This is a genomic window from Segatella copri, assembly GCF_015074785.1.
Taxonomy (GTDB): domain Bacteria; phylum Bacteroidota; class Bacteroidia; order Bacteroidales; family Bacteroidaceae; genus Prevotella.
Map to the genome: position 1 here is coordinate 525602 of NZ_CP042464.1, position 25701 is coordinate 551302.

The following is a 25701-nucleotide window of genomic DNA, read 5'->3' on the forward strand; positions in this document are numbered from 1 at the left end:
TTGCTTTAAAAGTAGTCTTGCTCTCTTCGGTGTAACTCCTGAAGGTCGCTGACTTTGTATTCTGTCTTTCCCTTTCTCTTGGAAAAAGGTTTGAGCTTGCCTTCCTTAATCCAACGGCGCACATTCCCAGAACCGAACACTCTCATACTTTCTCGCTCACTATAATACTTTTTTGGAGGATTCTTTATCAAGAGCGCAATCTTTGGTGCCAGGAAAGTAGCTAAGTCTTCAAGAAATGTCTTGTAACTGACATTCTTGTCCTCAAACACGATTCGCTGTTCCATAAATTTCTGTTTTATTGTTCAACTCACTTGGATATACCACAGGATTTGAACGCCCATGATATATTCCTGCTTCCTTCAGTATCTTCAAGACACCACAGCGAGAAAAGTTGTATTTCTTGGCAAGGTGTTCCATCACAGGGGTTGGTTTCAGCACCTTGTTCAGGATGAGTTGCCCATACACGTTGAGGTAGTCGCTGATGACCTGCTCTCTCTTTTTTATTCTTTCGCCTATTGAGGTTCCAGAATAAACTTCGGTTAAAATTTCAAAGTTATTCTTGCTCATATTGTATTTTTTATGTATATTTGCAAACGTATTTCGTTTTACGAACGTTACTATTTCGTTATTTCGAGTGCAAAGATACCAAAACATTCATAAAAATATGAATATTTGGTAAATTATTAACATAAATTAATTCATATTAATTAAATGAATGGAATAGAACTGCGAAAGATATTAGGGCAGAAGAATATTGGAATACAAAAATTGGCAGAGAGGATGGATATGTCTCAATCCAATCTTAGTAAACAATTTAAGGTGCAAGACGTAAAGACTGGCATCTTGGAGAGAATCTGTGAAGTTCTTGGTGTGACTATGGATTTCTTCTATGGCGGAACAAAATACATGAAGAATGGCGGCGAAGGCTACGTTGCTAAAGAAGAAACTGTAGGCGTGGCGCAGGAAGAGGATGCAGCAATCCTATATAAGAAACGACAACAGAGCCTTGCTGATGCAAAAGACCAGGAGATTATATTTCTAAAGGGACAGGTGCAAGCATTGAAGGAAACTATCCAAATGCTTGGTGGCAAGAACTCAAATGTGGATGTGCCTATGCCGTTGCAGAAAAAGAATGCGTAATCATCCATCACGATTTCATGAAAAATAGATAATGAATTAACTATATATATAAATATGTATATAAATATAATAAGGTGTAAAGCCTTTACATAGACAGAAGGAAATATTATCCTATGTTTAGAGTAACCTACGGAAAGGGCTTCCCATACTGATAATATTGCTGCGGCGCAGGCTGCTGTTGAGGAGTAAATCTCTTCTGAAAGAAGATTGTACGATTAATGATTAGATAATTAGAGGAAAGTGTTTCGTAATGAAGCGCTTTCCTCTTTTTCGTCTTTTTTAGGTTAAATTTCGAAAGAAAATGAGCAAATCATTTGCAAGTTACATTTATTTTCCGTAATTTTGTCGGAAAATAGAGAAATATGGCAGCAAAAGAAGAGAAGGAAAAGGCAAAGTTTGTCAGAGAAACAGTAGTGAAGTATTTCTTTGATATGAGTAAATCCACTTTTACTGTAATGGTATTAGGTGGGATGGCGGCTCTGTTTGGTTTAGTTCAGACCAATCAGGAAGATTCTTACTGGGCGATATTTTGGGGTGTTTTCTTAACTGTCATTTTATTTATAATAGGTTTGTTAATTTCTAAAAGATAAATATATGAATACATTAGCTTTAACTTTTGCCGTGTGCTCAATAGTAGCATTGGCCTTTCTTGCATGGCTCTTTACTCCTTGGGGAAAGAAGTGGTCGAAGGAATTGTAGTGATGAAGAAGATAAAATATATATTATGTGCTTGCCTGATGATGGCAAGCTTGGGCATGGAAGCTAAGTCGATGAAGGACTTGCTGGTTTCGATGCCCGATTCTGTTGTGCCTTATCTCAACCACAACCTGTGGTTGGAATTTACTGAGCTGCAGGAGATGGGAGTGAAGGCGGAAGTGAAGAATCTGTTAGGCGAAACGAGTGTGATGGATACGCTGACTGCTGATTTCGCTCAGTTGAGAACGAGTAAGAGCGCTACTTTGCAGATGAAGAAACTGCCATCGGCTAATGGCGATTCGCTGCTTTGCGTGGTGAAGACTTTTGCCGGAGTAGAGAAGGAGAGCGAACTCTATCTCTTTAATCAGGATTGGCAGGAGCAGGATGCCAGCAGAATTTTCGATGGAAAATCTTTGCAGCAACTGGCTTCCGGACTTGTAGCCAAACCCGATACAATGAGCGAGGCTAAGTTTGAGGAACTCAAGGGGAAAATTGAACTCAAAATCGTGAGTGCTCTGCTCCTGCAACATGAAAACAGCCTCGTAGTGCGCTTGGCTTTACCTTTCGTGTCTGCTGACGATAAGAAGGCTGTAAATGCAATAAAAGTGCAAAGAAAATTTAACTGGAATGGTAAAACTTTTAAGGAGAGTTAAATTCTTGAAGTTTTTTGCTATAAACTATTGTAGGTTACAAGATTATTTGTACCTTTGCATCGTGTTTTTCATGGTATTAGATTATTAAGGTTAATAAAAGATTGGTTGTCGTGAGACAATCAATTTTTTTTTTTGTCCCTATCTGAAGGCATCAGCCCCTTGTCTTACCCATCGGCTGGAGGCCGTTGGTTCAGACCGCAGGGCGATGTTTAGAAGATAACCATTCCGATGATACCGCAGATGAAAAGCAGCAGGATAGGGTTGGTCTTTCTGAATTTTGTGAAGTAGAAAGCAGCCAGAAACAGCACGATGCTTGCTCCGAAGACAAACGGATTGTCGGTTGGTGATCCGAAGTTCTCTTTATTCATCAGGAGAACGGCAGCAGCAGCTATCAGTCCGATGATGGCAGGGCGGAGTCCCGCAAAGATATCCTTTACGATTTTAGAATCCTTGTGCGTAATCAGATAGCGGCTGATGAGAATCATGATGATGAAAGGCAGCCACATGATGGAGAGCGAAGCCAATATTGAACCCAGCCAGGCTGCCCAGGTAGGATAGCCGTCGTGAAGGCAGGCGGTATAACCTACGTAGGTGGCACAGTTGATGCCGATAGGGCCCGGTGTAGACTGGCTGATAGCCACAATATCCGTAAACTCAGCATTGGTAAGCCAATGGTTCTTCACTACCGTCTCGTTATGGATGAGCGAAAGCATCGCATATCCGCCACCAAAATTAAATGTACCAATCTTGGTAAATATCAGAAATAATTTCAGAAATAGCATAATCTCTATATTTTTTACCTTTTTATTTTTTTACTTTTTTACCTTTCCGTAGAGCCAGCCCAGCACACCGGCTGCGATGATGATGTAGATAGGGGAGATGCCGAAAGCTGCAATCAACAGACAGCAGACAACGGGAATCCAGATGTTGTAGCGGTTGATGTTTGCCGTCTTTGCCATCTTGAAGCAAGGCGCAGCAATGAGTGCTACCACGGCAGGGCGCACACCCATGAAGAACTTACCCACCCAATAATTGTCCTTGAAATGCTGGAAGAACATGGCGATGATGAGAATGGCGATGATAGAAGGCAGGGCGATGCCAATGGCACCCACAATGCCTCCCCAGACTCCCTTCAGCTTATAGCCGATATGACTCGCCATGTCGATGGCGAAGATGCCCGGAGTGGTCTGAGCCACTACCATGATATCCATGAACTCCTGCTTGTCCATCCACTTGTTCTTGTCTACAAATTCCTGTTCCATGATCGGTATCATGGCATAGCCTCCGCCTAGCGTGAAAGCCCCGATTTTATTGCACGTGAGGAAAAATTTTACTAACATATCTGTTGTTTCTATATTACTTTTCTCTTATATCTGTTGAAATCGGCTGCAAAAATACACATAATTTGTTAAATATGCTAGCTTTCATGCGGATAATCTTCAAAATCGTGTGCTTTTTACCCGAAAATTTGTATCTTTGCAGCTAATATTTTATAATAAAAAGACATTAAACTATGAATCTGAAAGTACGCCTAGCAGTGATGAACTTCCTGGAGTTTGCAGTTTGGGGAGCTTATCTCACGTCTATGGGCAACTATCTCGGCAAGGCTGGGATGGGTGCCGAGATTTCCTGGTTCTATACCATACAGGGAATCGTATCTATTTTTATGCCTACATTGATGGGCATTGTGGCAGATAAGTATATCCAGCCGCAACGTCTTTTGGGCTATTGTCACCTTTTGGCAGGAGCAGCCATGATAGGTCTGTTCGTTATGGGACAGGCTAGTCAGACTCCTAATGAGGCAATGTTTATTGCCGTTTACACCTTCAGCGTGGCTTTCTATATGCCTACATTGGCATTGTCAAATACTTCGGCATTCAGTATATTGAAGAGCAACGGGCTCGACACCGTGAAGGCTTTTCCGCCAATCCGTGTGTTCGGAACCGTGGGCTTCATCCTCACGATGTGGATTGTGAACTGTGCTACCTGGGACAACGGTTCATTCTCGTTCCTGTTGAGCGAGAACGCCCATAAGTTCCAGTATACTCATTATCAGTTTCTGGTATCGGGTGTGCTCAGCATTCTTCTCTTCCTCTATTGCTTCTCATTGCCAGCCTGTCCTATCGTGAAGAAAGAGACAAAGAGCTGGGTAGAGACATGGGGTTTCGATGCCTTCAAACTCTTCAAGAGCCGTGAGATGGCGATGTTCTTCATCTTCTCTTGCATGCTCGGTATGAGTCTGCAGGTAACCAATGGCTATGCCACTCCGTTCATTACCAGTTTCAAGGGCGATCCTGCGATGCTCGATACTTTTGCAGCTAACAATGCTACGCTCCTGGTATCCATCTCTCAGGTAGCCGAGGCGCTCTGCATCCTTCTCATTCCGTTCTTCCTGAAGCGTTATGGCATCAAGGTTGTGATGCTCATCGCCATGATGGCATGGGTTTTGCGATTCGGTTTCTTCGGATTGGGCAATCCTGCATTTCCGGGTGTTACCTTCTTCATCCTCTCATGCATCGTTTACGGTGTAGCCTTCGACTTCTTCAATGTGTCGGGTGGTCTGTTTGTAGACCAGAAATGTGATGTGAAGGTAAGAGCATCGGCTCAAGGTCTGTTCATGCTGATGACCAATGGTCTGGGAGCATCTATCGGAACCATTCTCGCAGGTATGGTCATCAACCATTACTGCCACTGGACAGATGATGGCTACCTGATGGGTGACTGGAAAACCTGCTGGTTCATCTTTGCCGGTTATGCGCTCGTGGTAGCAGTAGCCTTTGCTGTCCTCTTCCGTCCGAAGAAAGAACAGAAATAAGGAAGAAAAAGGTCATACTCAACGCGAGAGTAAAAACAGAATGTTACGTAAGAATATAAATAAATTTAAATAAAGAAAGGGTACATAATGATATTGTACAAACTTAAACTCGCTGCCTGCTTTGGCATTCCGGAAGCTTCCGGGACATGTATTATTAGTTTGGTAGACGAATCCGAAAAAAGAGCTTTGTCTATTATGACTAATGATTATGTAGCAGAGCAGCTGAAGGCATGTAATTCGAAAACTTCTGATTTTAAAAATGATGTGATCTCTGTACTTTGGACACTATTTGACAGGCAAAATGTAGACGATTTCTATCTCGAATTCGATGCTACGCCAGAGAGGGGAGTATATGCTACTCTTGTGAATAAAATCACAAATGAACGTATGAGCATCAAGACTGACCAGGCTGTGTTGTTGTCTGTGGCTGCGGATATAGAAATGTATACAACAGAGCTGGTTATAAAGGAAATTTCTACTCCTTTTAATAAAAATGATATGAGTTCGGCTTCTTGTGCGGTACCAATTTCGGCTTTGCCAGACCAGATGCTCGAAAAAGCATTGGATTGTGCCATTAATGAAGAAGATTACGAAACAGCCTCAGCCATTCGTGATGAGATAGAGCGCCGCAAAGGCAAAAAAAGTGAATAATTAAAGGATATTCTTACGGAATAACAGAAAAATAAGAAGAAAAAGTAACAATAAGAGGAAATGAAAGAAGTTAGATTTTTCTATGTGCCAGATGCGGCTACACAGACAGAACTACCTCAGGAAGAGGCTACTCATGCACTCAGGGTTTTGCGTATCCAGGCGGGGGACGAATTGTTCCTGATGGATGGCAAGGGGGTGTTCTACCGTGCAGAAGTTTCGCTGGCTACCAACAAACGGTGCATCTATGAGGTGAAGGAGGTTATGCCGCAGCAGCCTGCCTGGCGCGGACACATTCACCTGGCCATCGCCCCGACAAAGATGATGGACCGCATTGAATGGATGGCAGAGAAGGCTACGGAAATCGGCTTCGATGAAATCTCTTTCCTCAACTGCAAGTTCTCTGAACGCAAGGTCATCCGTATAGACCGCATAGACAAGATTGTGGTTTCTGCCGTCAAGCAGAGCCACAAGGCTTGGAAACCTGTGGTCAACGAACTGCAGAACTTTAAAGATTTTATTACTACTCCCCGCAATGGCAGAAAGTTTATCTGTCATTGTTATGAGGAGATAGAAAAGAAAGACTTTTTTGCCGAGATTTCCAAGTCATGCCCAGCTGATGATTCTGCCGGAGCAGCCCAGGAGGGTGCCGATGACATCACCGTGCTGGTAGGACCTGAGGGCGATTTCTCTATCGATGAGGTGAGACTGGCCCTGGAAAACGGATATGAGAGTGTTTCGCTTGGCACCAGTCGCCTCCGTACGGAAACAGCAGGATTGGTGGCTGTCAACATGTGCCATCTGGCAAGAGCTTTATAATATTTACTAGTGTGATGAAAAGATTGTATAAGAGTTTGATGTTCATGTGCTTGGCTGTCGTATTGGGATTGCTGAGCTCATGCTCGGGCACTGACTATCTCAATGCCATTCCAAAGAAAAGTACTGCGCTCATCTCTGTTGACATGCAGCAGATGGCATCCGGCAAAAGCGATGAAGACAAGGCGGGAATGCTCAAGTCTCTGCTGCACGTTGAGGATGCATCGAAGTGTGGCATCGACATCTCAGAGAAGATATTCCTCTTTGAGAGTGCTGATGGCAACCTCGGACTTTGTGCCAAGGTGAGCGATGAGGGCGATGTGGAAGACTGGCTTGCTTCGCTTGCCAAACAGCATATCGCTACAGAGGTGAAGGAGCGCAAAGGCTTTCATTTCTCTGTATTGAAAAATTCGTGGCTGGTCGGCTTTTCTGATCAGGCACTCCTCGTTATGGGACCGGTTGTAGCCGATGCGCAGGCCCAGCTCCAGCAGCAGATGGTGAAATATCTGAAGGCTGATGAGGACGAAGGTATTACCGCATCGCCTATGTTTGAACGTCTGGAAACCATCACTTCGCCTATGGCTATGGTGGCTCAGGCTCAGGCGCTGCCGGAGAAGTTCGTTGCTCCATTTACCCTTGGCACGCCTAAAGATACCGACCCTTCGCAGGTAGTGATTGCTGCTGAGATGGACGTAAAAGACGGTATCCTGCAGGTGAAGGGAGAAACCTTCTCCTTTAATAAAGAAATAGATGAGGCCCTGAAGAAGGCGGCTCAAACCTATCGTCCGATTAAAGGCAGCTACGTTAAGTCGATGCCTGCTGATGCCCTGGCGGGTATCTTCATGAACGTAAAGGGCGAGCAGTTCCTGCCGATGATGCAGAGCAACCGCAGCCTTCAGACCCTCCTGATGGGTATCAACCAGGCCATCGATATGGATAATATCATCCGTAGTGTGGATGGAGATATGGCTATCGTGATGCCTTCGCTTACAGATAACAATATGCAGATGACGATGGCTGCTAAACTGTCGCATGCCAAGTGGTTGGGCGATGTTGATTATTGGAAAACTTCATGTCCGGCTGGTGCGAAGATAGCCAATTGGGGAAAGAATGCTTACTTCTATACCGATGGCAAAACCTCGTTCTATTTCGGTGTGACGGATGACAAGCAGTTCTTTAGCGGAAGCGATCAGCTGATGGCGCAATATGCCGTGAAACCAAGTAATCATCCGATAGATGCAAAGATTCAGAAGCTCATCGTCGGTCAGAAACTGGCAATGGTCATCAATCTCGCCAAGAGTTCTGGTAGTGACGGCTCGGGCAAGGATGATGCCATCTCTACCGTAACCGGTCTGCTTACCCCAGTCTTCGGAAATCTTACTTCGGTGGTCTATACTTTAAAGGTAAAAGGGTAAAAAGGTAAAAGGGTAAAAAGAACCTTACCCCTCCCTCTCTCTCTGCGCCCCCGTTCCTAGCGATTCTATCGCTAGTCCCCCAAAAAAGTCCTAATTTTAAAGGTAAAAGATTAAACATTAAACATAAAAAAAGTGGAAAAGATTCAGCTTCATTCCGTTCTCCCACAGGTTTTTGCCCAGCGCAACGACCTGGATTCGGAGATATGGAAGCAGGATGTTACCTTCGAGAAAGGTCATCTTTATCTTATCGAGGCAGAGAGTGGCAGCGGAAAGAGTACTTTCTGCAGCTATGTGCTCGGCTATCGTCACGACTACAGCGGAAGCGTGATGTTCGACAATGATGTTACCGCCAACTACAAGGTGAAAGACTGGGTAGAGATGCGCAAGCGTCACATCAGCCATCTCTTTCAGGAACTCCGTCTCTTCCCTGAGCTTACTGCCTTGGAGAATGTAGAAATTAAGAACAAGATAACCGGATTCAAGACGCGTGAGCAGATACAGAAATGGTTTGATATGCTCGGTATTGCTGATAAGGTAGATGCCAAAATCGGCAGAATGTCGTTCGGACAGCAGCAGCGTGTGGCAATGATGCGTGCGCTCTGTCAGCCTTTCGACTTCATTCTGGCTGATGAGCCTATCAGTCACCTCGACGACAACAATTCTGGCATCATGGCAGATATCATGATGACCGAAGCGAAGGAGCAGGGGGCTGGCGTCATCGTAACCAGTATCGGTAAGCACATGGACTTGCCCTACGAGCACGTGTTTAAACTTTAGTAAAGTTAATAGTTGACAGTTTATAGTTAATAGCAAGTTTGCTATAAACTGAAAATTATAAATTATAAATTCGAAATTTAAAATGAATCTCGTTTGGAAATTATTGCGTCAGCATATCAGCATACCTCAGTTTGCGGGCTTTGCCTTCGCCAATCTCTTCGGTATGCTCATCGTTCTTTTCGGCTTTCAGTTTTATAAAGACGTGCTGCCTGTCTTCACTCAGCAAGACAGTTTCATGAAAGCCGACTACCTCATCATGAGCAAGAAGATAGGTATGGGAAATACCATCAGCGGCCGTTCCAATACCTTCTCGGGTTCTGAAATCGATGAAATCGGAGACCAGAAGTTTGTAAAGAAGATAGGAAAATTCACCTCTACTGAATATAAGGTAGATGCCCAGATGGGTGTAAACGGCGTGAACGTTCTGAACAGCGAACTCTTCTTCGAGAGTGTGCCTGACGGTTTTGTTGATGTGCCGCTCAAGGACTGGAAATATACGCCGGGAACTCAGGAGGTGCCAATCATCCTCCCGCGTACCTATATTAATATGTATAACTTCGGTTTCGCCCAGAGTCATTCGCTTCCTAAAATCAGCGATGGACTGATGGGCATGATTGATTTCAATATCCAGATTCAGGCTGGTGGCAAGAAAGAGCAGTTCAAGGGAAAGGTAATCGGTTTCTCTTCGCGACTCAACACCATCCTCGTTCCACAGGCATTCATGGACTGGAGCAACCAGGAATTCGCTCCAAACCAGAAGAGCGATCCTAACCGCCTCATCGTAGAGGTAGGAAACCCGGGAGACGAGAACATCACCAAATACCTGGATGATAATGGTTATGAGGTAGAGACAGACAAGCTGGATGCAGAGAAGACTACCTATTTCCTCCGCATGATGGTATCGATGGTGATGATTATCGGTTTGGTTATCTCCGTTTTGAGCTTCTATATTCTGATGCTCAGCATCTATCTGCTGGTTCAGAAGAATTCTTCTAAGTTAGAGAATCTTCTTCTGATAGGTTACAGTCCGAACAATGTAGCAAAGCCATATCAGGTGCTCACCATCGCGCTGAACATCGTGGTACTTATCATCGCGTGGATCATCCTCTTCTTCCTTCGCGATTACTACATGGGCTTCATCGAAACCCTCTTCCCTGATATCGACGAGGGCACCATGCTCCCAGCCATCGCCCTAGGTCTGCTCCTGTTCCTGATAGTTTCTATCCTGAACATCGTAGCCATCCGTCGCAAGGTGATGAGCATCTGGCAGCGAAAGGAGTAAGAGCGCCTAGCCTCCGTTCCAGGCGATTCCATCGCCTGTCATAAAAGGTCAGTCCCCCGCTTGTAACCCCCGAAAAAACTATAAGCAATCCCTCGCTATAAATAACAAATTAAAAGAAATCTGCGTTATTTGCTTAACGCAGATTTTTTTTATGTTATAAAACACTATTTTTCATGCTTTTGTAACAAATAAAAGCAATTTTTTTATTACTTTTGCAACCGATAACAATATAAGAGGCAGGGCAGACGCATTAAATATTTTATTCGTTAACATCTGCGTTGTGCAGTTGTAACTTACTGAATATTAACATTATATATTTGTATATATGAAATATTTTTTGTACCTTTGTAAAGAAATAATTAACAAATAAAAGGTACAAAATGAGCATTATTAAGTTATCTAAACAAATAGCCGACCCACGAGTTGCGGGTCGAACTGTCCATAAAATGGAACATATCATTTACATTACAATCGCTGCGGTAATTGCAGGAGCTCAATCTTGGAACGAAATTGCAGAGTTTGGAAAAAGTAAGTTAGACTTCTTCAAAAAGCGTTTGCAGGGGTTGGAGACTATTCCAAGCCATGACACCTTCAATCGTTTCTTTTCTATCTTTGATCCAAAAGGATTTGAAGAGATCTTCAGAAACTGGGTTAGAGAAATTGTAGGGGAAGTCAAAGGTGTTGTTGCCATTGATGGCAAGCTTATGCGTGGATCAAGCAAGTGTGATGCCGAGCACACTATTGGTCAAGCTGACTTCCGCACATGGATCGTATCTGCTTGGTCAGCAGACAACAGCATATCACTTGGGCAAGAGAAAGTCGGTGAAAAAACAAATGAAATCACGGTCGTTCCCAAGTTGCTTAGTGCTATAGACGTGTCAAATGCCATTGTGACAATAGATGCTATGGGATGCCAAACTTCTATAACAGAGAAAATCATAGAAGGCAAGGGGGACTATATTATCGCCTTGAAGGAAAATCAGAAGAAAAGTTACGAATTTGCTAAGGACATGATTTACGAGCATGAGTATAGAGGCAATTGTAATGTAGTGACAAAACATTATTCCTTTAATGAGGGACATGGTCGTCAGGAAGAAAGAACCTGCATTGTTGTAAGCTATGGGGACATAATGCAGAGAATGTTTAAGAACAGGTTTGTTGGGTTAAGGTCTGTTGTCGGGATTACCTCAAGAAGATCTGTTGCGACATCTGGTGAAACATCTGAGGAAACAAGATACTATATAACTTCCTTAAGTAATGAAGACCCCGAAAAGATAGCAAGCGCCATTAGGCAACATTGGTCCATAGAAAACAACTTGCATTGGCAATTGGACATTACTTTCAGAGAAGACGAAAGTAAGAAAGTCAAAAATGCAGCGAGGAACTTCTCTACCATAAGCAAAATGGTCCTCTCCATCTTGAAAAATGACAAGACGACCAAGGGAAGTCTCAACCTGAAAAGATTGAAGGCAGGCTGGGATGAAGAGTACCTGTCAAAACTTTTGGAGGGCAGCGCAATTTAATGCGTTTGCCCTGATATAAGAGGGGGTTATATCCCCAAGTTTTAATAATTTTATATAATAAAAGGTATGCAGAAAAGATTGCATTTATTAGTGGCTTTGCTGGCCTTTATGGTAACCACAGCCATGGCGCAGATTACCACATCAGGTTTAAGTGGTTCGGTAACAGCTAGTGGTGAAGACGTGATTGGCGCAACGATTGAAGCCGTTCACGTTCCTTCAGGAACTCGTTACAAAGCTGTAACCAACATTGATGGTATGTTTACTATTAATGGTATGCGTGTCGGTGGTCCTTACGAAGTTAAGATTAGCTACATTGGCTACAAGACTAAAGTTGTAAAGAACGTAACGCTTCAGCTTGGTGAAACTTACAACTTGAAAGAGACTCTTGATGAGGATTCTAAGCAACTTGGCGAAGTTGTAGTTGTTGCCAAGGGCTCAAAGTTTAGTGTAGAGAAGACAGGTGCTTCTACCAATATCTCTAATGCGCAGATTGCTAACATGCCAACCGTTAGCCGTAGCATTACAGATATCACCCGTCTTTCTCCTTATGGTGGAAACGGAATGTCATTCGCAGGTGCTGATGGCCGTACAGCCAACTTCACTGTGGATGGTGCAAACTTCAACAACAACTTCGGCTTGAGCTCAAAGCTTCCTGGTGGTGGTGCTCCTATCTCTCTGGATGCTATCGAGGAAATGCAGGTTGTTATCTCTCCTTATGATGTTCGTCAGACTAACTTCGTAGGTGGTGGTGTCAATGCGATTACCAAGTCTGGTACCAACAACTTCAAGGGTAGCGCTTACGTATATCACAAGAATGAGAACATGCGTGGTGATGCTATCGAGCGTGAGCAGATTTCTGGTGCACGTGAGAAGGAACAGCAGACTACATGGGGTTTCTCTCTCGGTGGTCCTATCATCAAGAACAAGTTGTTCTTCTTCGCTAACGGTGAAATGGTCAAGACTCCTACAGTGGTAAATCGCTGGAGAGGTTCTGAGAATGGTATCGGCGATGCTGAAAACTATATCTCTCGTACCAAGCTTGCTGATTTGGAGAAAGTTTCTAATTTCGTAAAGGATAAGTATGGTTATGATACAGGTTCATGGACCAACTTCCCTGCAGACGAGAGCAACTACAAACTCCTCTTCCGTGTTGACTGGAACATCACAGACAAGCATCACTTGGCTGTACGCTACAACTATACCAAGAACCGTTCTTGGCAGGCTCCTAACGCATCATCTATGGATGGTGGTACACGTGCTTCTGGTAGCCGTATGTCTCAGTACTCTATGTCATTTGCCAACAGTATGTATGCCAATGACAACCTCGTCAACTCTTGGACTGTTGACTTGAACAGCCGTTTCACAGATAATCTGTCTAACCAGTTCCTGTTCACATACTCTAAGTTGGATGATAGCCGTTACACCAATTCTTCTGAGTTCCCATTCATCGATATCCTCGATGGCGGACAGAAGAGTGTAGATGGAACTGCTGATGCTGATGGTACCAACAACTACATGGCTTTGGGTTATGAGTTGTTTACCTGGAACAATGCCGTACACAATACTGTATGGAATATCAAGGACGATGTAACTTACTATCTCGGTAAGCACAAGATCATCGCCGGTCTCAACTATGAGCACCAGATGGCTGACAATGCTTATCAGCGTAATGGTACTGGTTACTATCGTTACAAGAGTCTCGACGACTTCCTGAATGGTGGTATTCCAGAGGTTGTATGTTTGACTTATGGTTATGGTGGCAACAACAATCCTGCTGCCCGCGTACAGTATAACAAGGCTGGTATCTACGCTCAGGATGAGTGGCAGATGACTCCTCTGTTCAAGTTGACTTATGGTCTTCGTCTGGATGGTCTGTTCTTCGACAATTCTGACTTGATGACTAACAATGCCATTCTCGGTCTCGACTATAACGGTCGTCACATCGACTCTGGCAAGTGGCCAAACAGCTCTTTGACTGTTTCTCCTCGTATCGGTTTCGTATATGATGTATTTGGTGACAAGACATTGAAGTTCCGTGGTGGTACTGGTTTCTTCCAGGGCCGTTTGCCATTGGTATTCTTCACCAACTTGCCAACCAACTCTGGTATGATACAGTATCAGGCACAGCTGAATGCAACCAAGGCATGGAATCCTCAGACAGGTAAGAAAGAGGGTGTAGATATGACTCCATTTGCAGGTGGTCTGGTTGTTGATAAGGATGGTAAGCCAACAGCAGCAGCTCTCCGTGACAAGTTGATTTCTATGGGTTACCCAGAGAACATCACTCCTGAAGAGGGTTCTGTTCCTTCAGCAATCTCTGCTGTAGATAGAAACTTCAAGTTGCCACAGGTTTGGAAGACATCTTTCGCTGTCGATTATCAGATTCCTGTGTCATTCCCAATGTCTGTTTCTGTTGAGGGTATCTTCAACAAGACATTGAATGCAGCTACATTGACCGACTGGAGTGTACAGGATGTAAAGGGCTTCCCACGTTTCAATGGTGCAGACAACCGTCCTATATATCCTAAGGGTTCTTCTGTAGGTACAAGTGCTTATGTACTTGAGAACACAAGCCGTGGTTATGGTTGGTCTTTCTCTGCACAGGTAAATGCTCAGCCATGGGAGTGGTTGAACTTGATGGCTGCCTATACTCATACTGTATCTAAGGAGGTAACTTCACTTCCAGGTTCTAACGCATCTTCTGTATTGAACTACATCTCTACAGTATATGGTCCTAACAACATCAAGTTGCACAACGGACAGAATGTAACTCCAGATCGTATCATTGCTTCTGCAACAATCCACGACAAGAGCAACAACCACTATAGCTTCATCTATGAGGCATGGCGTGGTGGTTACAACTACTCTTACATGATGGTAAATGATATCAATGCTGATGGTTACAACTATGATGCTATCTATATCCCAACCGACCAGCAGGTAGCTGACAATGAGTTCCGTTTCAAAACAGAGGACGACAAGACTCGATTCATGGATTATGTTCATAATAATAGCTATCTGAAGAATCATCAGGGCGAGTATGCAGAGGCTTATAGCCTTTACAGCCCATGGGTACATCGCATCGACTTCAGCTACAAGCACGACTTCAAGTTTGATGTGGCAGGTCACACCAATACTATCCAGTTGAGCTTCGATATGAAGAACGTACTCAACTTCTTTAACTCTAGTTGGGGCGTCATGAAGTACTTGAACCCTGAGATAGGTTCAGATCCACGCATCTTGAGATATGAAGGTTATGACAAGGATGGCTATGCTACCTTCTCAACACCAAAGTCAATCAATGGTAACACTAAGACTTTCGTACCAAATCACGCTATCGGTCAGTGCTGGTATGCATCAGTGGGTCTCCGTTATATTTTCTAATATTAGGTGTTATTCATTTAAGAGATTATTTATATGAAACTAAAATATTTATTTACCGCACTTGTTGCAATCTTGGCATTGTTTACAAGTTGTAACGACGACCAGACCTTGGATACTCTCGGCAAGGTGCAGGTGTCACAGTCATTTGTTTCCATTCCTGTGGAGGGTGGTAGTGCATCATTCAAGGTTAATGCCGCTTCTGACTGGAAAATCGTTTGTATGACCAAGTACAAGTACACGTACACGGATGCTGACGGTCAGAAAAAGGAAAAGACTGCAGAGAAAGACTCTATCCCTACTTGGCTGAAAGTTACTCCTACTGTTGGTGAAGCTGGCGAGACTGTTGTTACAGTTTCTGCCGAGGCAACAAAGGGCGCAAACTCAACTATGCTACAGTTTGTTTGTGATAATGAGATTCAGCGTGTCAACATTCTTCAAGGCGTCTTGAATCCTCCATACTCTACCTGTGCAGATGTTTTGGCTGGTAATGATGGTGAGACTTATAAGATTAAGGGTACTATGACCAGGATTTCTAATACCTTGTATGGTAACTGGTATATCAAGGATGCCACCGGTGAGGTATATGTCTATGGTACGCTTGATGCCAACGGTAGTGACAAGAACTTCTCCAGTCTGAAACTGGAAGAGGGTGATGAGGTTACTATCCAGGGTCCAAGAGATACTTACCAGGGTACTCCTCAGTTGAAGAATGTAACTGTTTTGAGCTATACCAAGTCTTTGATCAAGGTTGAAGAACTCGATAAGGCTACCTTGAGCAAGGCTGGTGAGGACTTCAAGGTTACCTTGACTGTAAAGGGCGAAGGCGTAACTGTTGATATCCCTGAGGCAGACCAGAGCTGGTTGTCTGTTAAGGGTATCGTAACCAAGGGCACAGAGGCAGTAGTTTCTTTCCATGCCAACGCTAATGCAGGTGGTGCCCGCTCTACAAAAATTGGTTTTACATCTACCAAGGGTAAGCAGAGCTCTACTGTTACAGCTTCTATCACACAGGAAGGTTCTATCGTTCCTCTTACCATTGCAGAGTTCAACGCTGCAGAAGAGGGTACAGCACAGTATCGCCTGACGGGTGTCATTACCAAGATCATCAATCCTAATAAACCTCAATTTATCATTGCCGACTATTCTGGTGAAACCACCGTTTATGGTCTCGGTGAGGCTGGTGATTTCGAGAAGTTAGGCTTGAAGGTGGGTGATATCATCACACTCGTAGCAGCTCGTTCTTCTTTCAAGGGTCTGCCACAGACCAAGGGCGCTCAGTATGAAGAATCTTATGCCGCTTCTTCATTGCAGAAGATTTCGGTAGCAGATTTCCGCAATGCAGCTGAGAGCAAGGAGAAGTTCTACCGCATCTCTGGAACGATTGTGAAGTCAAACGAGGCGAATACCAAGTTCGATTTGAACGAATATGGCAACTTTGCCTTGAAGGATGAAACCGGCGAGGTTTATGTATATGGCGTTTCTACCGGATGGAATGGTGAGAAGAAGCAGGCTGCTAAGCTTGGTCTAAAGGAAGGTGACAAGATTACCGTCATTGGTTATCGTACATCTTTCAAGAACCTGATTCAGGTTGGTGGTGGTATCTTCTATACCAAAGACTAATCGTAAGATTTTTATTTTTAACTTGATATGGGATGCACTTCTCTTTCTCGAGGGAAGTGCATCCTTTTTTTCGTTTATTTGCATATTTTTGGTATAAAACATTATATTTCTCTGTTTTTCGCTTGCCATTTCAAAAGTTTTAGTTATATTTGCAGCAAAATCAGTTTTAGGAGGGAGTTAAGCTCACGGTACGAGGTGCGCGGTTCTCTCTTTATTTATTCACAAAAGAATCTAAACAATATGCAGAAAAGATTGCAACTACTTCTGGCTTTGCTCGCCTTCGTGGTGACTTCGGCAATGGCTCAGATTACCACTTCGGGCATTAGTGGTAAGATTTCTTCCAATGGCGAAACCGTTATTGGTGCTACAGTTACTGCTACACACCAGCCATCTGGTACTGTGTATCGTGCTGTAACAAATGTAGATGGTCGCTATACTATTCAGGGTATGCGTCCAGGTGGTCCTTACAAGGTAAGTATCTCTTATATCGGATATAAGGACAAGGTTTTCAACAATGTCAGTCTGAGCCTCGGTGAAACGGAGAATATCTCCTGCTCGCTCCAGGAGGATGCCCACCAGCTCCAGGAAGTGGTGGTTTCCGGTAAGGCGGGTCTTGCAGCTTCCCGTACAGGTGCTGCTACCAGTATGACGGCAGAGCAGATCAACAATATGCCTAGTATAACCCACGGTATAGCCGATGTGGCTCGCTTGAACCCTCAGCTCACGGTTACCAATTCGGGTAACATGTCGTTTGCCGGTACCAACAACCGATACAATAACTTCATGATTGATGGTGCGGCAAACAATGACGTGTTCGGTCTGGCTCCCAGCGGTAACAATGGCGGTCAGGCGGGTGCTCAGCCTGTATCTATGGAGACCATCGAGCAGATTCAGGTATCTGTGGCTCCTTTCGACGTGCGACAGAGCGGTTTCACCGGTGGTGCCATCAATGCCATCACCAAGAGCGGTACCAACAAGTTCCACGGTTCTGCCTATTACTATGGCTACAACCAGGACCTTATCGGTACCAAGTATCCTTACCTCGATGGTACGGGTTATGCGCCTAAGTATCAGAAGCAGACTCAGTACAACATGGGTGTCACCCTGGGTGGACCTATCATCAAGAACAAACTCTTCTTCTTCGCCAACTACGAGCGTACCAACAAGGAGTATCCTAACCTCTATGGCGTGGATTCCGGTAACTCGAAGGTGAATACCGAGCAGGCGAAGGACATCATGAATATGTTGCAGAAGATGGCTGAGAAGCAGGGTGTGGCTTTCAATGATTACTTCAGCAACCAGGATATCTACACCAAGAGCGATAAGGCGGGCTTGAAACTCGATTGGAACATCAACGAGTTCAACAAATTTGCCATCCGCTGGAGTCTGGTCAAGGCAGAGCAGTTGAGTGGCGGCGGCAGTGCATCCAGCCTGAACACCTATGCCTACAGCTATCCTTTCAAGAGCAATACCAACTCGTTCATCGCTGAGCTTCAGAGCCGATTCTCTCCAAGTGTGAGCAATGAGGCACGTGTCAGCTTCGTAAGAGTACGCGATAGCCGTGATATCAAGGCCAATCTCCCTATGATTTCCATCACAGGTGTAGGTAGCGGTACGGTGAACATCGGTACGGAGCGCAACTCTCAGGCTAACTACCTGAACCAGGACATCTGGACCATTGAGGACAACCTGACATGGCTTCGTGGTAACCATACCTTCATTTTCGGTACCCACAATGAGTTCTACCATTTCAAGAACATGTTCATCTCTGATAAGTTCGGTTCTTATACCTTCAAGGGTTATGACAACTTCAAGGCTTATTACGATGATTACATGGCTGGAACATTGGATCCTAACAAGGCTTACATGAACCAGTATCTATATGGACAGGCTAATACAAGTATAACCGGCGACCCTAACTGGGCTTCTGAGTTCTCATCTGGTCAGTTCGGTTTCTATGCGCAGGATAAGTGGAATGCCAGCAACAATTTCACTCTTACCTATGGTCTCCGTCTGGATATTCCGGTGTTCTTTGATACTCCGATGGAGAATGCCGAGTTCAACGCCTTGTCTGAGAAGATGGGTTGGGGCATGAAGACCAACGATAAGCTCAACTTCTCTCCAATGCTCTCTCCACGTGTGGGATTCCGTTGGGACATTAACAACGACCGTAAGTTCATCCTCCGTGGTGGTGCAGGTGTCTTCACCGGCCGCATCCCATTCGTTTGGGTAAGCAACAACTTCTCAGGCACAGGTCTGCAGCTTTCTTCATACGACAGCAACAGCTCTTCTACCAAGGGCTTGGAGCTTATCCTCGACCCAAGCAAGCAGAACGCCAATGCCGATAAGATGAAGGTGACCGCCGGTAACCAGAATATTGCCGTTTGCAGCAAGAACTTCAAGTTTGCCCAGAACCTCCGTCTTAACCTCGGTTTCGACTTTGAACTGTTGGGCATTGACTGGACTGCTGAGGCCATCTACTCAAAGACATTGAATGATATTCTCTATAAGAATCTGGCTCAGGAGCAGAGTGGTGAAACCTTCTCTCAGAAGTATGGTTACGAGTGGGACAACCGTCCGCTCTATCAGAGCGTAGTGAAGGGTACTCCTATCGCAGGTGTCTATGCCTTGGGCAATACATCGAAGGGTCATACCATCAACCTCTCTCTGAAGGCAGAGAAGCATTTCGACTTCGGTCTCGACCTGATGGCAAGCTACACCTGGACCCGTTCTCGCAGTGCTGCCAATGGTGGTTCTTCTGTGGCTAAGAGTAACTGGACCTATCAATATACTCATCGTGACTGCAACGATTTGGAGGTGGGTAACTCTGCCTACAACGTGCCTCACCGCATCCAGGCTTCTGCCTACTACCACATCGACTACGGTCATCAGAAGCAGTGGAAGACAACCCTGGGTGTCATCTACCAGGCTAAGAGCGGTTCACCTTACACCTATTATTATTATGGTGACGTGAACGAGGATGGTTCCAGGGGTAATGACCTGTTCTACATCCCAACCGATGCACAGATTGACAAGATGCGTTTCGAGGAGACCAAGTATAACAACAATACCTTCACCAAGCGCATGTTTGGTGATAACCATGGCGATAAGCTCACCGAGGAGATGCAGCGTGAGATGCTGAAGAAGTGGATTGCAGACGATTCTTATCTGAGCAAGCACCGTGGCGAGTACTACGAGCGTTATGCTGATAACCTGCCATTCGAGCATCATTTCGATGTTCACTTCGGTCAGAAGTACAGCTTCAAGGTAGCTGGTCAGATTAACTCCATCGAGTTGACCTTCGATATCCTCAACGTGGGCAACCTCCTGAACAAGGATTGGGGTCATACCTATGGTGATGGCTTTGGTACTTATTATTCACCTGTCAACTATCAGGGCGGCGGTGTTTACCAGTTCACCGGTGCTTATGCATATAAGAGCTATAGCGATTATTACAGTCGCTGGCGTGGTCAGGTAGGTTTGAAATATACTTTCTAAAAGGCATATTTCATGTTGATATAAACAGATAATAGATAAGATAATAAAGTAGAAAAAAAAAGTCCCTGGAGAAGTTCTCTTTCTCCAGGGACTTTTTCCTTTCTCTATAAACTGATTTTCTTTTAGATAAACAAGTCTTTCTTTGGCATGTTTGCCATATATTTCTTTCTCAGTTTCTCGAAGAAAGCCATAGTATCGTTAGAGAAACCATGTCCCTTCCAGGTGGATGTGTTCGTGATGAGAATCCAGCATTGGTTATCCGGATATTTCAGGACGATGGCTGATGTGCCTGCCAGCGAACCTGTACGAATCCATGGTTTGTTGCTCTTTGGTGTATAGTTCCAGCCGATAGAGTATTGGTGGTCAGCCTGCTCCCGCGTCATAAACTCAATACTCTTTTTGCTGAGGATATCCTTGACATGTGGCAAACCATCGATGCTGGCAATAAAGCGGCTCAACTCTGCAGTCGAACCACACCAGGCACCTGCACCCGAGAGACGTGGAAGGTCGGTATCTCCATAGCATTTCTCTACCAGTCTGCCGCTGTTGTTGTATTCATACACAGGGATGCTGCCCTGGTGCATGTAGTACTTCGTCTCGTTAGGGCGGCGGTCCTTTAAGTAAGTGCCGGCAATGTGCATGTCGTAGCATCCGGCAGGCTGGAGCACATACTTCTGCATGAAGTTTTCATATTTCATTCCGCTCTTCTTCTCGATAATCATGGAGAGAATCATGTAGCCCAGATTACTGTAGCATTTGCCTTCGCCAGGAGTATAACCCAAGTGGCGCTTCAAGAGAATCTTGAGCAGGGTAGGGTGATCAGGTGGCGTTTTGAGATGGTTCTGCATCATGATGTAGCGGGTGGAAGATACAGGGTCACCGGCATAATTGTTGAAACCAGCCTGATGGCGCAGCAACTGTTCTACGGTGATGTCGTAATATCGCTTGTCCTTGATACTGTTGTTGTAAACGGTATCGCGCAGGATTCCCTTTTCGCCAAACACCTTCTCGTTCAGCTTGAGTTTCTTCATCTCCTGCAATTTCATGATACCTACTGCTGTAATCAGTTTTGATACCGAGGCGAAGCGCATCAGCATGTTAGGCTCCATTCTGATGCCTCGCTCCTTATCCGCCATTCCGAATCCGCGGGCATAGAGTAGTGAGTCGTTGCGGGTGATGACGAGTTGGGCTCCATTGATTTCCCATCTCTTGAGATACCTTTCTATTACCGAGTCCATCTCATGATATTCCTTCCCTTCAGTCAGTGCATTTGAGATGGAATCGTTGATGTGAACTTTAGGGAGCGAATCTGCCGCCTTGTTCTTGTCTGATGCTGATGTACAGCGAGATACACAGCTGTGTGTAGTCCATCCTACGATTGCTGTAAAGGTAAGCAATATGATTGCTATGCGTTTTTTTCTTAGTCGTCGTGCCATTTTATTTAATTTTTCTATGCAAAGATTTTGCAATCGAGTGCAATGAAAGTTTACTTTCAGATTGCCGAGTGCAGCAAATCTTATGCAAAGATAATGCAATCTTCTCAAATAACAAAACATTGAAAATATATTTAAATTTATTTTGTATTGTCTATGAATTATCGTACCTTTGTACCCAGTTATAAAGAAAAACAATGAAGAAGGTATTAAAAAAGGTATTAAGATCCATATTCTATATAGTAGTCATGTCGGTTCTGGCATTCCTGCCCGACTTCTGGCTTTGGCACATCGGGGTGAGTGAGTGGCCTTTGCTGCTAGCCATCTTATGGTGGGTTCCCTCGTTGTTGCTTGTTCTTGCCGAAGTGGGGTTGCAGATGGGGTTCTTCCATAAGTTGTCAGTCCGTGTACTCTTTACTACCATACTTTTCTCGGCATTCCCTAAGGTTGTCTTCATCCTGTTCGATGCATTTCTTCCTTGGTTCTTTGCTCTGATTCCTGCTTTGGGCGTAATGGGGTGGTTTGCCTTCGGCTTTATAGAGGGTTGGAAGCGGTTAGAACTGAAACATATTACCTTTACCTCGCCCGATTTGCCACCTTATTTTGATGGTTACCGTCTGGTACAGATTACCGACTTTCATCTCGGTTCGTTTCCTCCCGGCAATGATTTCGTGCAGAAGGTGGTGGATGCGACCAACAATGAAGAACCCGATATGATTCTCTTTACGGGCGATCTGGTCAATAACCAAGCCAGCGAAGTGGAGCCTTATCTGGATACCCTTGGGCAGCTTCATGCGTCAGATGGCATCTATTCTATCTGGGGAAATCATGATTATTGTGAATATGGCAACAATCATTCTATTGGCGCTTTGAAGAGAAACCGCCGTATGCTCTATGGATATCAGGAAAGTCTGGGGTGGCATCAGCTGATGAACGAACATCATGTGGTGAGTCATGGTATGGCATCTATCGCTGTAATAGGCGTAGAGAATCCCGGTCAGCCTCCTTTCACCAATCGCAGTAATCTGAAGAAAGCGATGAAGGGGTTGAAACCTGATATGTTTAAAATCCTCTTGAGTCATGATCCTCACCATTGGCGCAGAGAAGTAGTTGGTAAAAAGATACAACTTACTCTGGCGGGACATACGCATGCCGGACAATTGAAAATAGGTAAATGGACGCCTGCCCGCATGGCTTTCAAAGAGTGGGGCGGAGCTTACCGCATTGGTGAGCAGATGCTCTATGTATCATCGGGTATTGGTGGTTCTTTCCCTTTCCGCCTAGGCGCATGGCCTGAACTGACAGTTATCACGCTGAAACGTGATTTATAGTTCTTAAAGATACCGAAACTGGTGTTTAAGTGTTAAAATACAGTTAAATATTAGCTGTTTGAACCATTGTGATGAAAAAAACGTGTTAAAAATTTGGTGGTTCGAATAAATGTTGTAACTTTGCACTAGTTTTCGCATATATTTGGGCAAATGGGGGGTGTCGTGAGATTGTACTCCATTTGTTTTTTGAAGCAAGGCGAAAATACTTCACATCAGAAGTAGCTGTTCATAATTTAATTTTACATTTAACATTGAAAACAATGAAGATTCCTGTAGAAGAACAATATAAATACGTAAAACTTACTCTCCCGGATGGAAGCAAGGCTGAAGGTCAGGCTGTCTTGTTGCATGCCTGTTGTGCACCTTGTTCGGCGGCTATCGTAGAATGTATGCTTCGTAATGGTATGAAGCCTACTGTATATTTCAGTAACAGCAATATCTATCCTCAGCAGGAGTATGATGTCCGCAAACATGAACTGAAACGATTTCTGGAAGCCCAGAATGTACCTTATGTAGAGGATGAGTACGACCATGAGGAATGGCTTTCTGTTATCAAGGGTTTAGAGGATGAGCCCGAGCGTGGCAGCCGTTGTTCTGTCTGCTTTCAGTTCCGCCTCTCTCATGCAGCCAAGTATGCGCAGGAGCATGGTTTTCACCTTCTTACTACCACGTTGGCATCTTCGCGCTGGAAGAATATCAGACAGATAGATACTGCCGGTCATCTTGCCGTTGAGGCTTATCCTGATGTAGAATGGTGGGATATGAATTGGCGGAAGGGCGGTTTGCAGAATCGACGAGGTGAACTCTTGAGAATCAATGAATTCTATAATCAGTTATATTGTGGTTGCGAATTCAGTATGAGATAAATGAAAAAGCCCAGGACATCACGCCCTGGGCTTTTTTATAAGAATCTGTGAAATCTGTAGTGCTTTAAGAAAGACCTGTAATCTCACCGTTTACTACATCAATGCGCTCAGCCTGTGGGCTCTTTGGTAAGCCCGGCATACGCATGATAGGACCAGCGATGACTACAACCATCTCGGCACCCATATTTACGGTGATGTCGCGAACGTGGAGTTCGAAACCTTCTGTAGGACCGTATGCTTTGGCATCGGTAGAGAAACTGTACTGAGTCTTGGCAATACAGATAGGGAACTTTTCAGCACCCAGCTTCTTGATCTCTTCAATCATCGCCTTGGCAGAATCGCTCATAGTCACGCTGCCTGCTCCGTAAAGATTGAATGCAACCTTTTCTATCTTCTCCTCAACGCTATCGTTATCATCGTAAGCAAAATAGAGAGGGGCTGATGGACGCTCATCAATGGTCTTCACTACGAGGTTGGCAAGTTCAATGGCACCGTTTCCGCCTTCGGCAAAGGCGCTGTTTACGGCGAAACCGCAACCCATCTCCTCGCAATGCTTGCGCAATACTTCAATTTCTTCATCTGTATCGGTTGCAAATTTGTTGAATGCAATCACTACAGTCTGACCAAAGCTCTGCAGGTTCTTTACGTGCTTGTCGAGGTTCCAGTAACCGGCTTCCATTCCTGTGATGTTTGGCTTCTTGATATCTTCCAGAGCTACACCACCATGCATCTTCAACGCCTGGAGGGTAACAACGAGAACAGTGAGGTCTGGTTGCAAACCTGTCTTGCGGCATTTGATGTCATAGAATTTCTCTGCACCGAGATCTGCACCGAATCCTGCCTCTGTAATAGCATAGTCGCCATACTCAAGAGCAGCAGCAGTAGCCATGACGGAATTGCAGCCATGAGCAATGTTGGCAAAAGGACCGCAATGAACAAATGCCGGTGTTCCCTCTGTTGTCTGAACCAGATTTGGCTTCAAAGCATCGAGAAGGAGAGCTACGATACTGCCACCTACACCCATATCCTTTACGGTAAATGGCTTGTCGTCCTCGGTGATGCCCAGGAGGATATTATCGATACGTCGACGAAGATCATCGATGCTTGTTGCGAAACACATGATAGCCATAATCTCAGAAGCTGGTGTAATATCGAAACCAGACTCTGTCTCGATGCCGTTCTTATCTCCTATACCGGTGATGATGCGGCGCAAACCTCTATCGTTCACATCCATGACGCGACGCCAAAGAATCTTCTTGAGTTTGAAACCCTCTGCTTCGTGCTGGAAACGGTAATTGTCCAGAAGGGCAGAGATCATGTTGTTGGCCTCTGTGATGGCATGGAAATCGCCGGTGAAGTGGAGGTTGATCTTATCCATTGGTACGAGCTGGGCATAACCGCCACCTGCTGCGCCACCCTTCATGCCAAAGCATGGACCGAGAGATGGTTCGCGCAAGGCTACGACTGACTTCTTGCCAATCTTCTGCATGCCCAATGCGAGACCTACAGATACCGTAGTCTTACCATTACCAGCCTTTGTAGGGCTGATAGCTGTCACAAGGATGAGATGGTGATTCTTAAACTTGTTGGTGTCAATCTTGTCCGTAGTAATCTTAGCGATGTAACGGCCGTAGTTTTCCACTTGGTCTTCATGGATTCCAAGTTCTGCTGCCACTTCATTGATAGGGCGCATTTTTACTGATTTAGCTATTTCAATATCTGTCAACATAAAAAGTAATGTTTTGTATTTTGAGTGCAAAGGTACGGAAAAGAATTCATATAAATGCATAGGAATGTATAAAAA

At 44.6% G+C, this 25701-nt stretch carries 21 protein-coding genes; 15 read left to right on the forward strand and 6 right to left on the reverse strand.

What is annotated here, in order from left to right:
• Positions 1-5 precede the first annotated feature (5 nt).
• Together FO447_RS02180 and FO447_RS02185 are read right to left on the reverse strand one after the other, a co-directional pair.
• Positions 6-284 (reverse strand): hypothetical protein, encoded by a 279-nt coding sequence (locus FO447_RS02180; RefSeq protein WP_117586506.1) that lies wholly within the window; start codon positions 282-284, stop codon positions 6-8.
• On the reverse strand, positions 262-567 hold the full coding sequence (locus FO447_RS02185; RefSeq protein WP_117586505.1) for a hypothetical protein: 306 nt from the start codon (positions 565-567) through the stop codon (positions 262-264). The genes FO447_RS02180 and FO447_RS02185 overlap by 23 nt, the downstream gene beginning before the upstream one ends.
• Positions 568-711: 144 nt before the next feature.
• Between FO447_RS02185 and FO447_RS02190 the strand changes: the two genes are divergently transcribed.
• The 3 genes from FO447_RS02190 to FO447_RS02200 all read left to right on the forward strand — a co-directional run bounded on the left by FO447_RS02190 (position 712) and on the right by FO447_RS02200 (position 2489).
• Complete coding sequence (locus FO447_RS02190; RefSeq protein ID WP_118253405.1) at positions 712-1140, forward strand: helix-turn-helix domain-containing protein; 429 nt, start codon at positions 712-714, stop codon at positions 1138-1140.
• 362 nt (positions 1141-1502) lie between these two features.
• Positions 1503-1730 (forward strand): hypothetical protein, encoded by a 228-nt coding sequence (locus FO447_RS02195; protein ID WP_200757457.1) that lies wholly within the window; start codon positions 1503-1505, stop codon positions 1728-1730.
• A 111-nt stretch (positions 1731-1841) separates the two neighbouring features.
• Positions 1842-2489, forward strand: coding sequence for a DUF3256 family protein (locus FO447_RS02200; protein ID WP_200757459.1), 648 nt, complete (start codon positions 1842-1844; stop codon positions 2487-2489).
• A gap of 209 nt (positions 2490-2698) precedes the next feature.
• Here FO447_RS02200 and FO447_RS02205 read toward each other — a convergent pair whose 3' ends face one another.
• Together FO447_RS02205 and FO447_RS02210 are read right to left on the reverse strand one after the other, a co-directional pair.
• Complete coding sequence (locus tag FO447_RS02205) at positions 2699-3271, reverse strand: chromate transporter (RefSeq protein ID WP_200757461.1); 573 nt, start codon at positions 3269-3271, stop codon at positions 2699-2701.
• A 30-nt stretch (positions 3272-3301) separates the two neighbouring features.
• Positions 3302-3829: a chromate transporter gene (locus FO447_RS02210; RefSeq protein ID WP_118079787.1), complete on the reverse strand. Its 528-nt coding sequence runs from the start codon at positions 3827-3829 to the stop codon at positions 3302-3304.
• A gap of 173 nt (positions 3830-4002) precedes the next feature.
• Here FO447_RS02210 and FO447_RS02215 point away from each other — a divergent pair, with 173 nt between their 5' ends.
• From FO447_RS02215 to FO447_RS02260, 10 genes are all read left to right on the forward strand, one after another.
• Entirely contained in the window at positions 4003-5304 is a 1302-nt protein-coding gene (locus tag FO447_RS02215) for an MFS transporter (RefSeq protein WP_118151195.1), read from the forward strand.
• Positions 5305-5391: 87 nt separating this feature from the next.
• Positions 5392-5955 carry a UvrB/UvrC motif-containing protein gene (locus FO447_RS02220; RefSeq protein WP_118151193.1) on the forward strand — a complete coding sequence of 188 codons (564 nt, stop codon included), beginning with the start codon at positions 5392-5394 and terminating at the stop codon, positions 5953-5955.
• Between the two features lie 60 nt (positions 5956-6015).
• Entirely contained in the window at positions 6016-6771 is a 756-nt protein-coding gene (locus FO447_RS02225; RefSeq protein ID WP_118139601.1) for a 16S rRNA (uracil(1498)-N(3))-methyltransferase, read from the forward strand.
• A 14-nt stretch (positions 6772-6785) separates the two neighbouring features.
• On the forward strand, positions 6786-8183 hold the full coding sequence (locus FO447_RS02230) for a DUF4836 family protein (RefSeq protein WP_200758453.1): 1398 nt from the start codon (positions 6786-6788) through the stop codon (positions 8181-8183).
• Positions 8184-8315: 132 nt separating this feature from the next.
• The gene (locus FO447_RS02235) at positions 8316-8960 is read left to right on the forward strand and encodes an ATP-binding cassette domain-containing protein (protein ID WP_118151189.1); all 645 of its coding nucleotides are present in this window, start codon (positions 8316-8318) and stop codon (positions 8958-8960) included.
• Positions 8961-9042: 82 nt separating this feature from the next.
• Complete coding sequence (locus tag FO447_RS02240; RefSeq protein ID WP_117692597.1) at positions 9043-10242, forward strand: FtsX-like permease family protein; 1200 nt, start codon at positions 9043-9045, stop codon at positions 10240-10242.
• Positions 10243-10622: 380 nt separating this feature from the next.
• On the forward strand, positions 10623-11765 hold the full coding sequence (locus tag FO447_RS02245; protein WP_118139234.1) for an ISAs1 family transposase: 1143 nt from the start codon (positions 10623-10625) through the stop codon (positions 11763-11765).
• Positions 11766-11831: 66 nt separating this feature from the next.
• Positions 11832-15149 (forward strand): TonB-dependent receptor, encoded by a 3318-nt coding sequence (locus FO447_RS02250; RefSeq protein WP_200757463.1) that lies wholly within the window; start codon positions 11832-11834, stop codon positions 15147-15149.
• A 33-nt stretch (positions 15150-15182) separates the two neighbouring features.
• Positions 15183-16769: a BACON domain-containing protein gene (locus FO447_RS02255; RefSeq protein WP_118139597.1), complete on the forward strand. Its 1587-nt coding sequence runs from the start codon at positions 15183-15185 to the stop codon at positions 16767-16769.
• Positions 16770-17009: 240 nt separating this feature from the next.
• Positions 17010-20267, forward strand: coding sequence for a TonB-dependent receptor (locus FO447_RS02260; RefSeq protein WP_200757465.1), 3258 nt, complete (start codon positions 17010-17012; stop codon positions 20265-20267).
• A gap of 122 nt (positions 20268-20389) precedes the next feature.
• Here FO447_RS02260 and FO447_RS02265 read toward each other — a convergent pair whose 3' ends face one another.
• Positions 20390-21703 (reverse strand): serine hydrolase domain-containing protein, encoded by a 1314-nt coding sequence (locus tag FO447_RS02265; RefSeq protein WP_200757467.1) that lies wholly within the window; start codon positions 21701-21703, stop codon positions 20390-20392.
• A gap of 194 nt (positions 21704-21897) precedes the next feature.
• On the opposite strand from FO447_RS02265, the gene FO447_RS02270 reads away from it, so the two are divergent.
• Both FO447_RS02270 and FO447_RS02275 read left to right on the forward strand, forming a co-directional pair.
• Positions 21898-23031, forward strand: coding sequence for a metallophosphoesterase (locus tag FO447_RS02270; protein WP_200757469.1), 1134 nt, complete (start codon positions 21898-21900; stop codon positions 23029-23031).
• Positions 23032-23291: 260 nt separating this feature from the next.
• Positions 23292-23897 carry an epoxyqueuosine reductase QueH gene (locus tag FO447_RS02275; protein ID WP_117692588.1) on the forward strand — a complete coding sequence of 202 codons (606 nt, stop codon included), beginning with the start codon at positions 23292-23294 and terminating at the stop codon, positions 23895-23897.
• A gap of 64 nt (positions 23898-23961) precedes the next feature.
• Here FO447_RS02275 and FO447_RS02280 read toward each other — a convergent pair whose 3' ends face one another.
• Entirely contained in the window at positions 23962-25626 is a 1665-nt protein-coding gene (locus FO447_RS02280; protein ID WP_200757470.1) for a formate--tetrahydrofolate ligase, read from the reverse strand.
• Positions 25627-25701 lie beyond the last annotated feature (75 nt).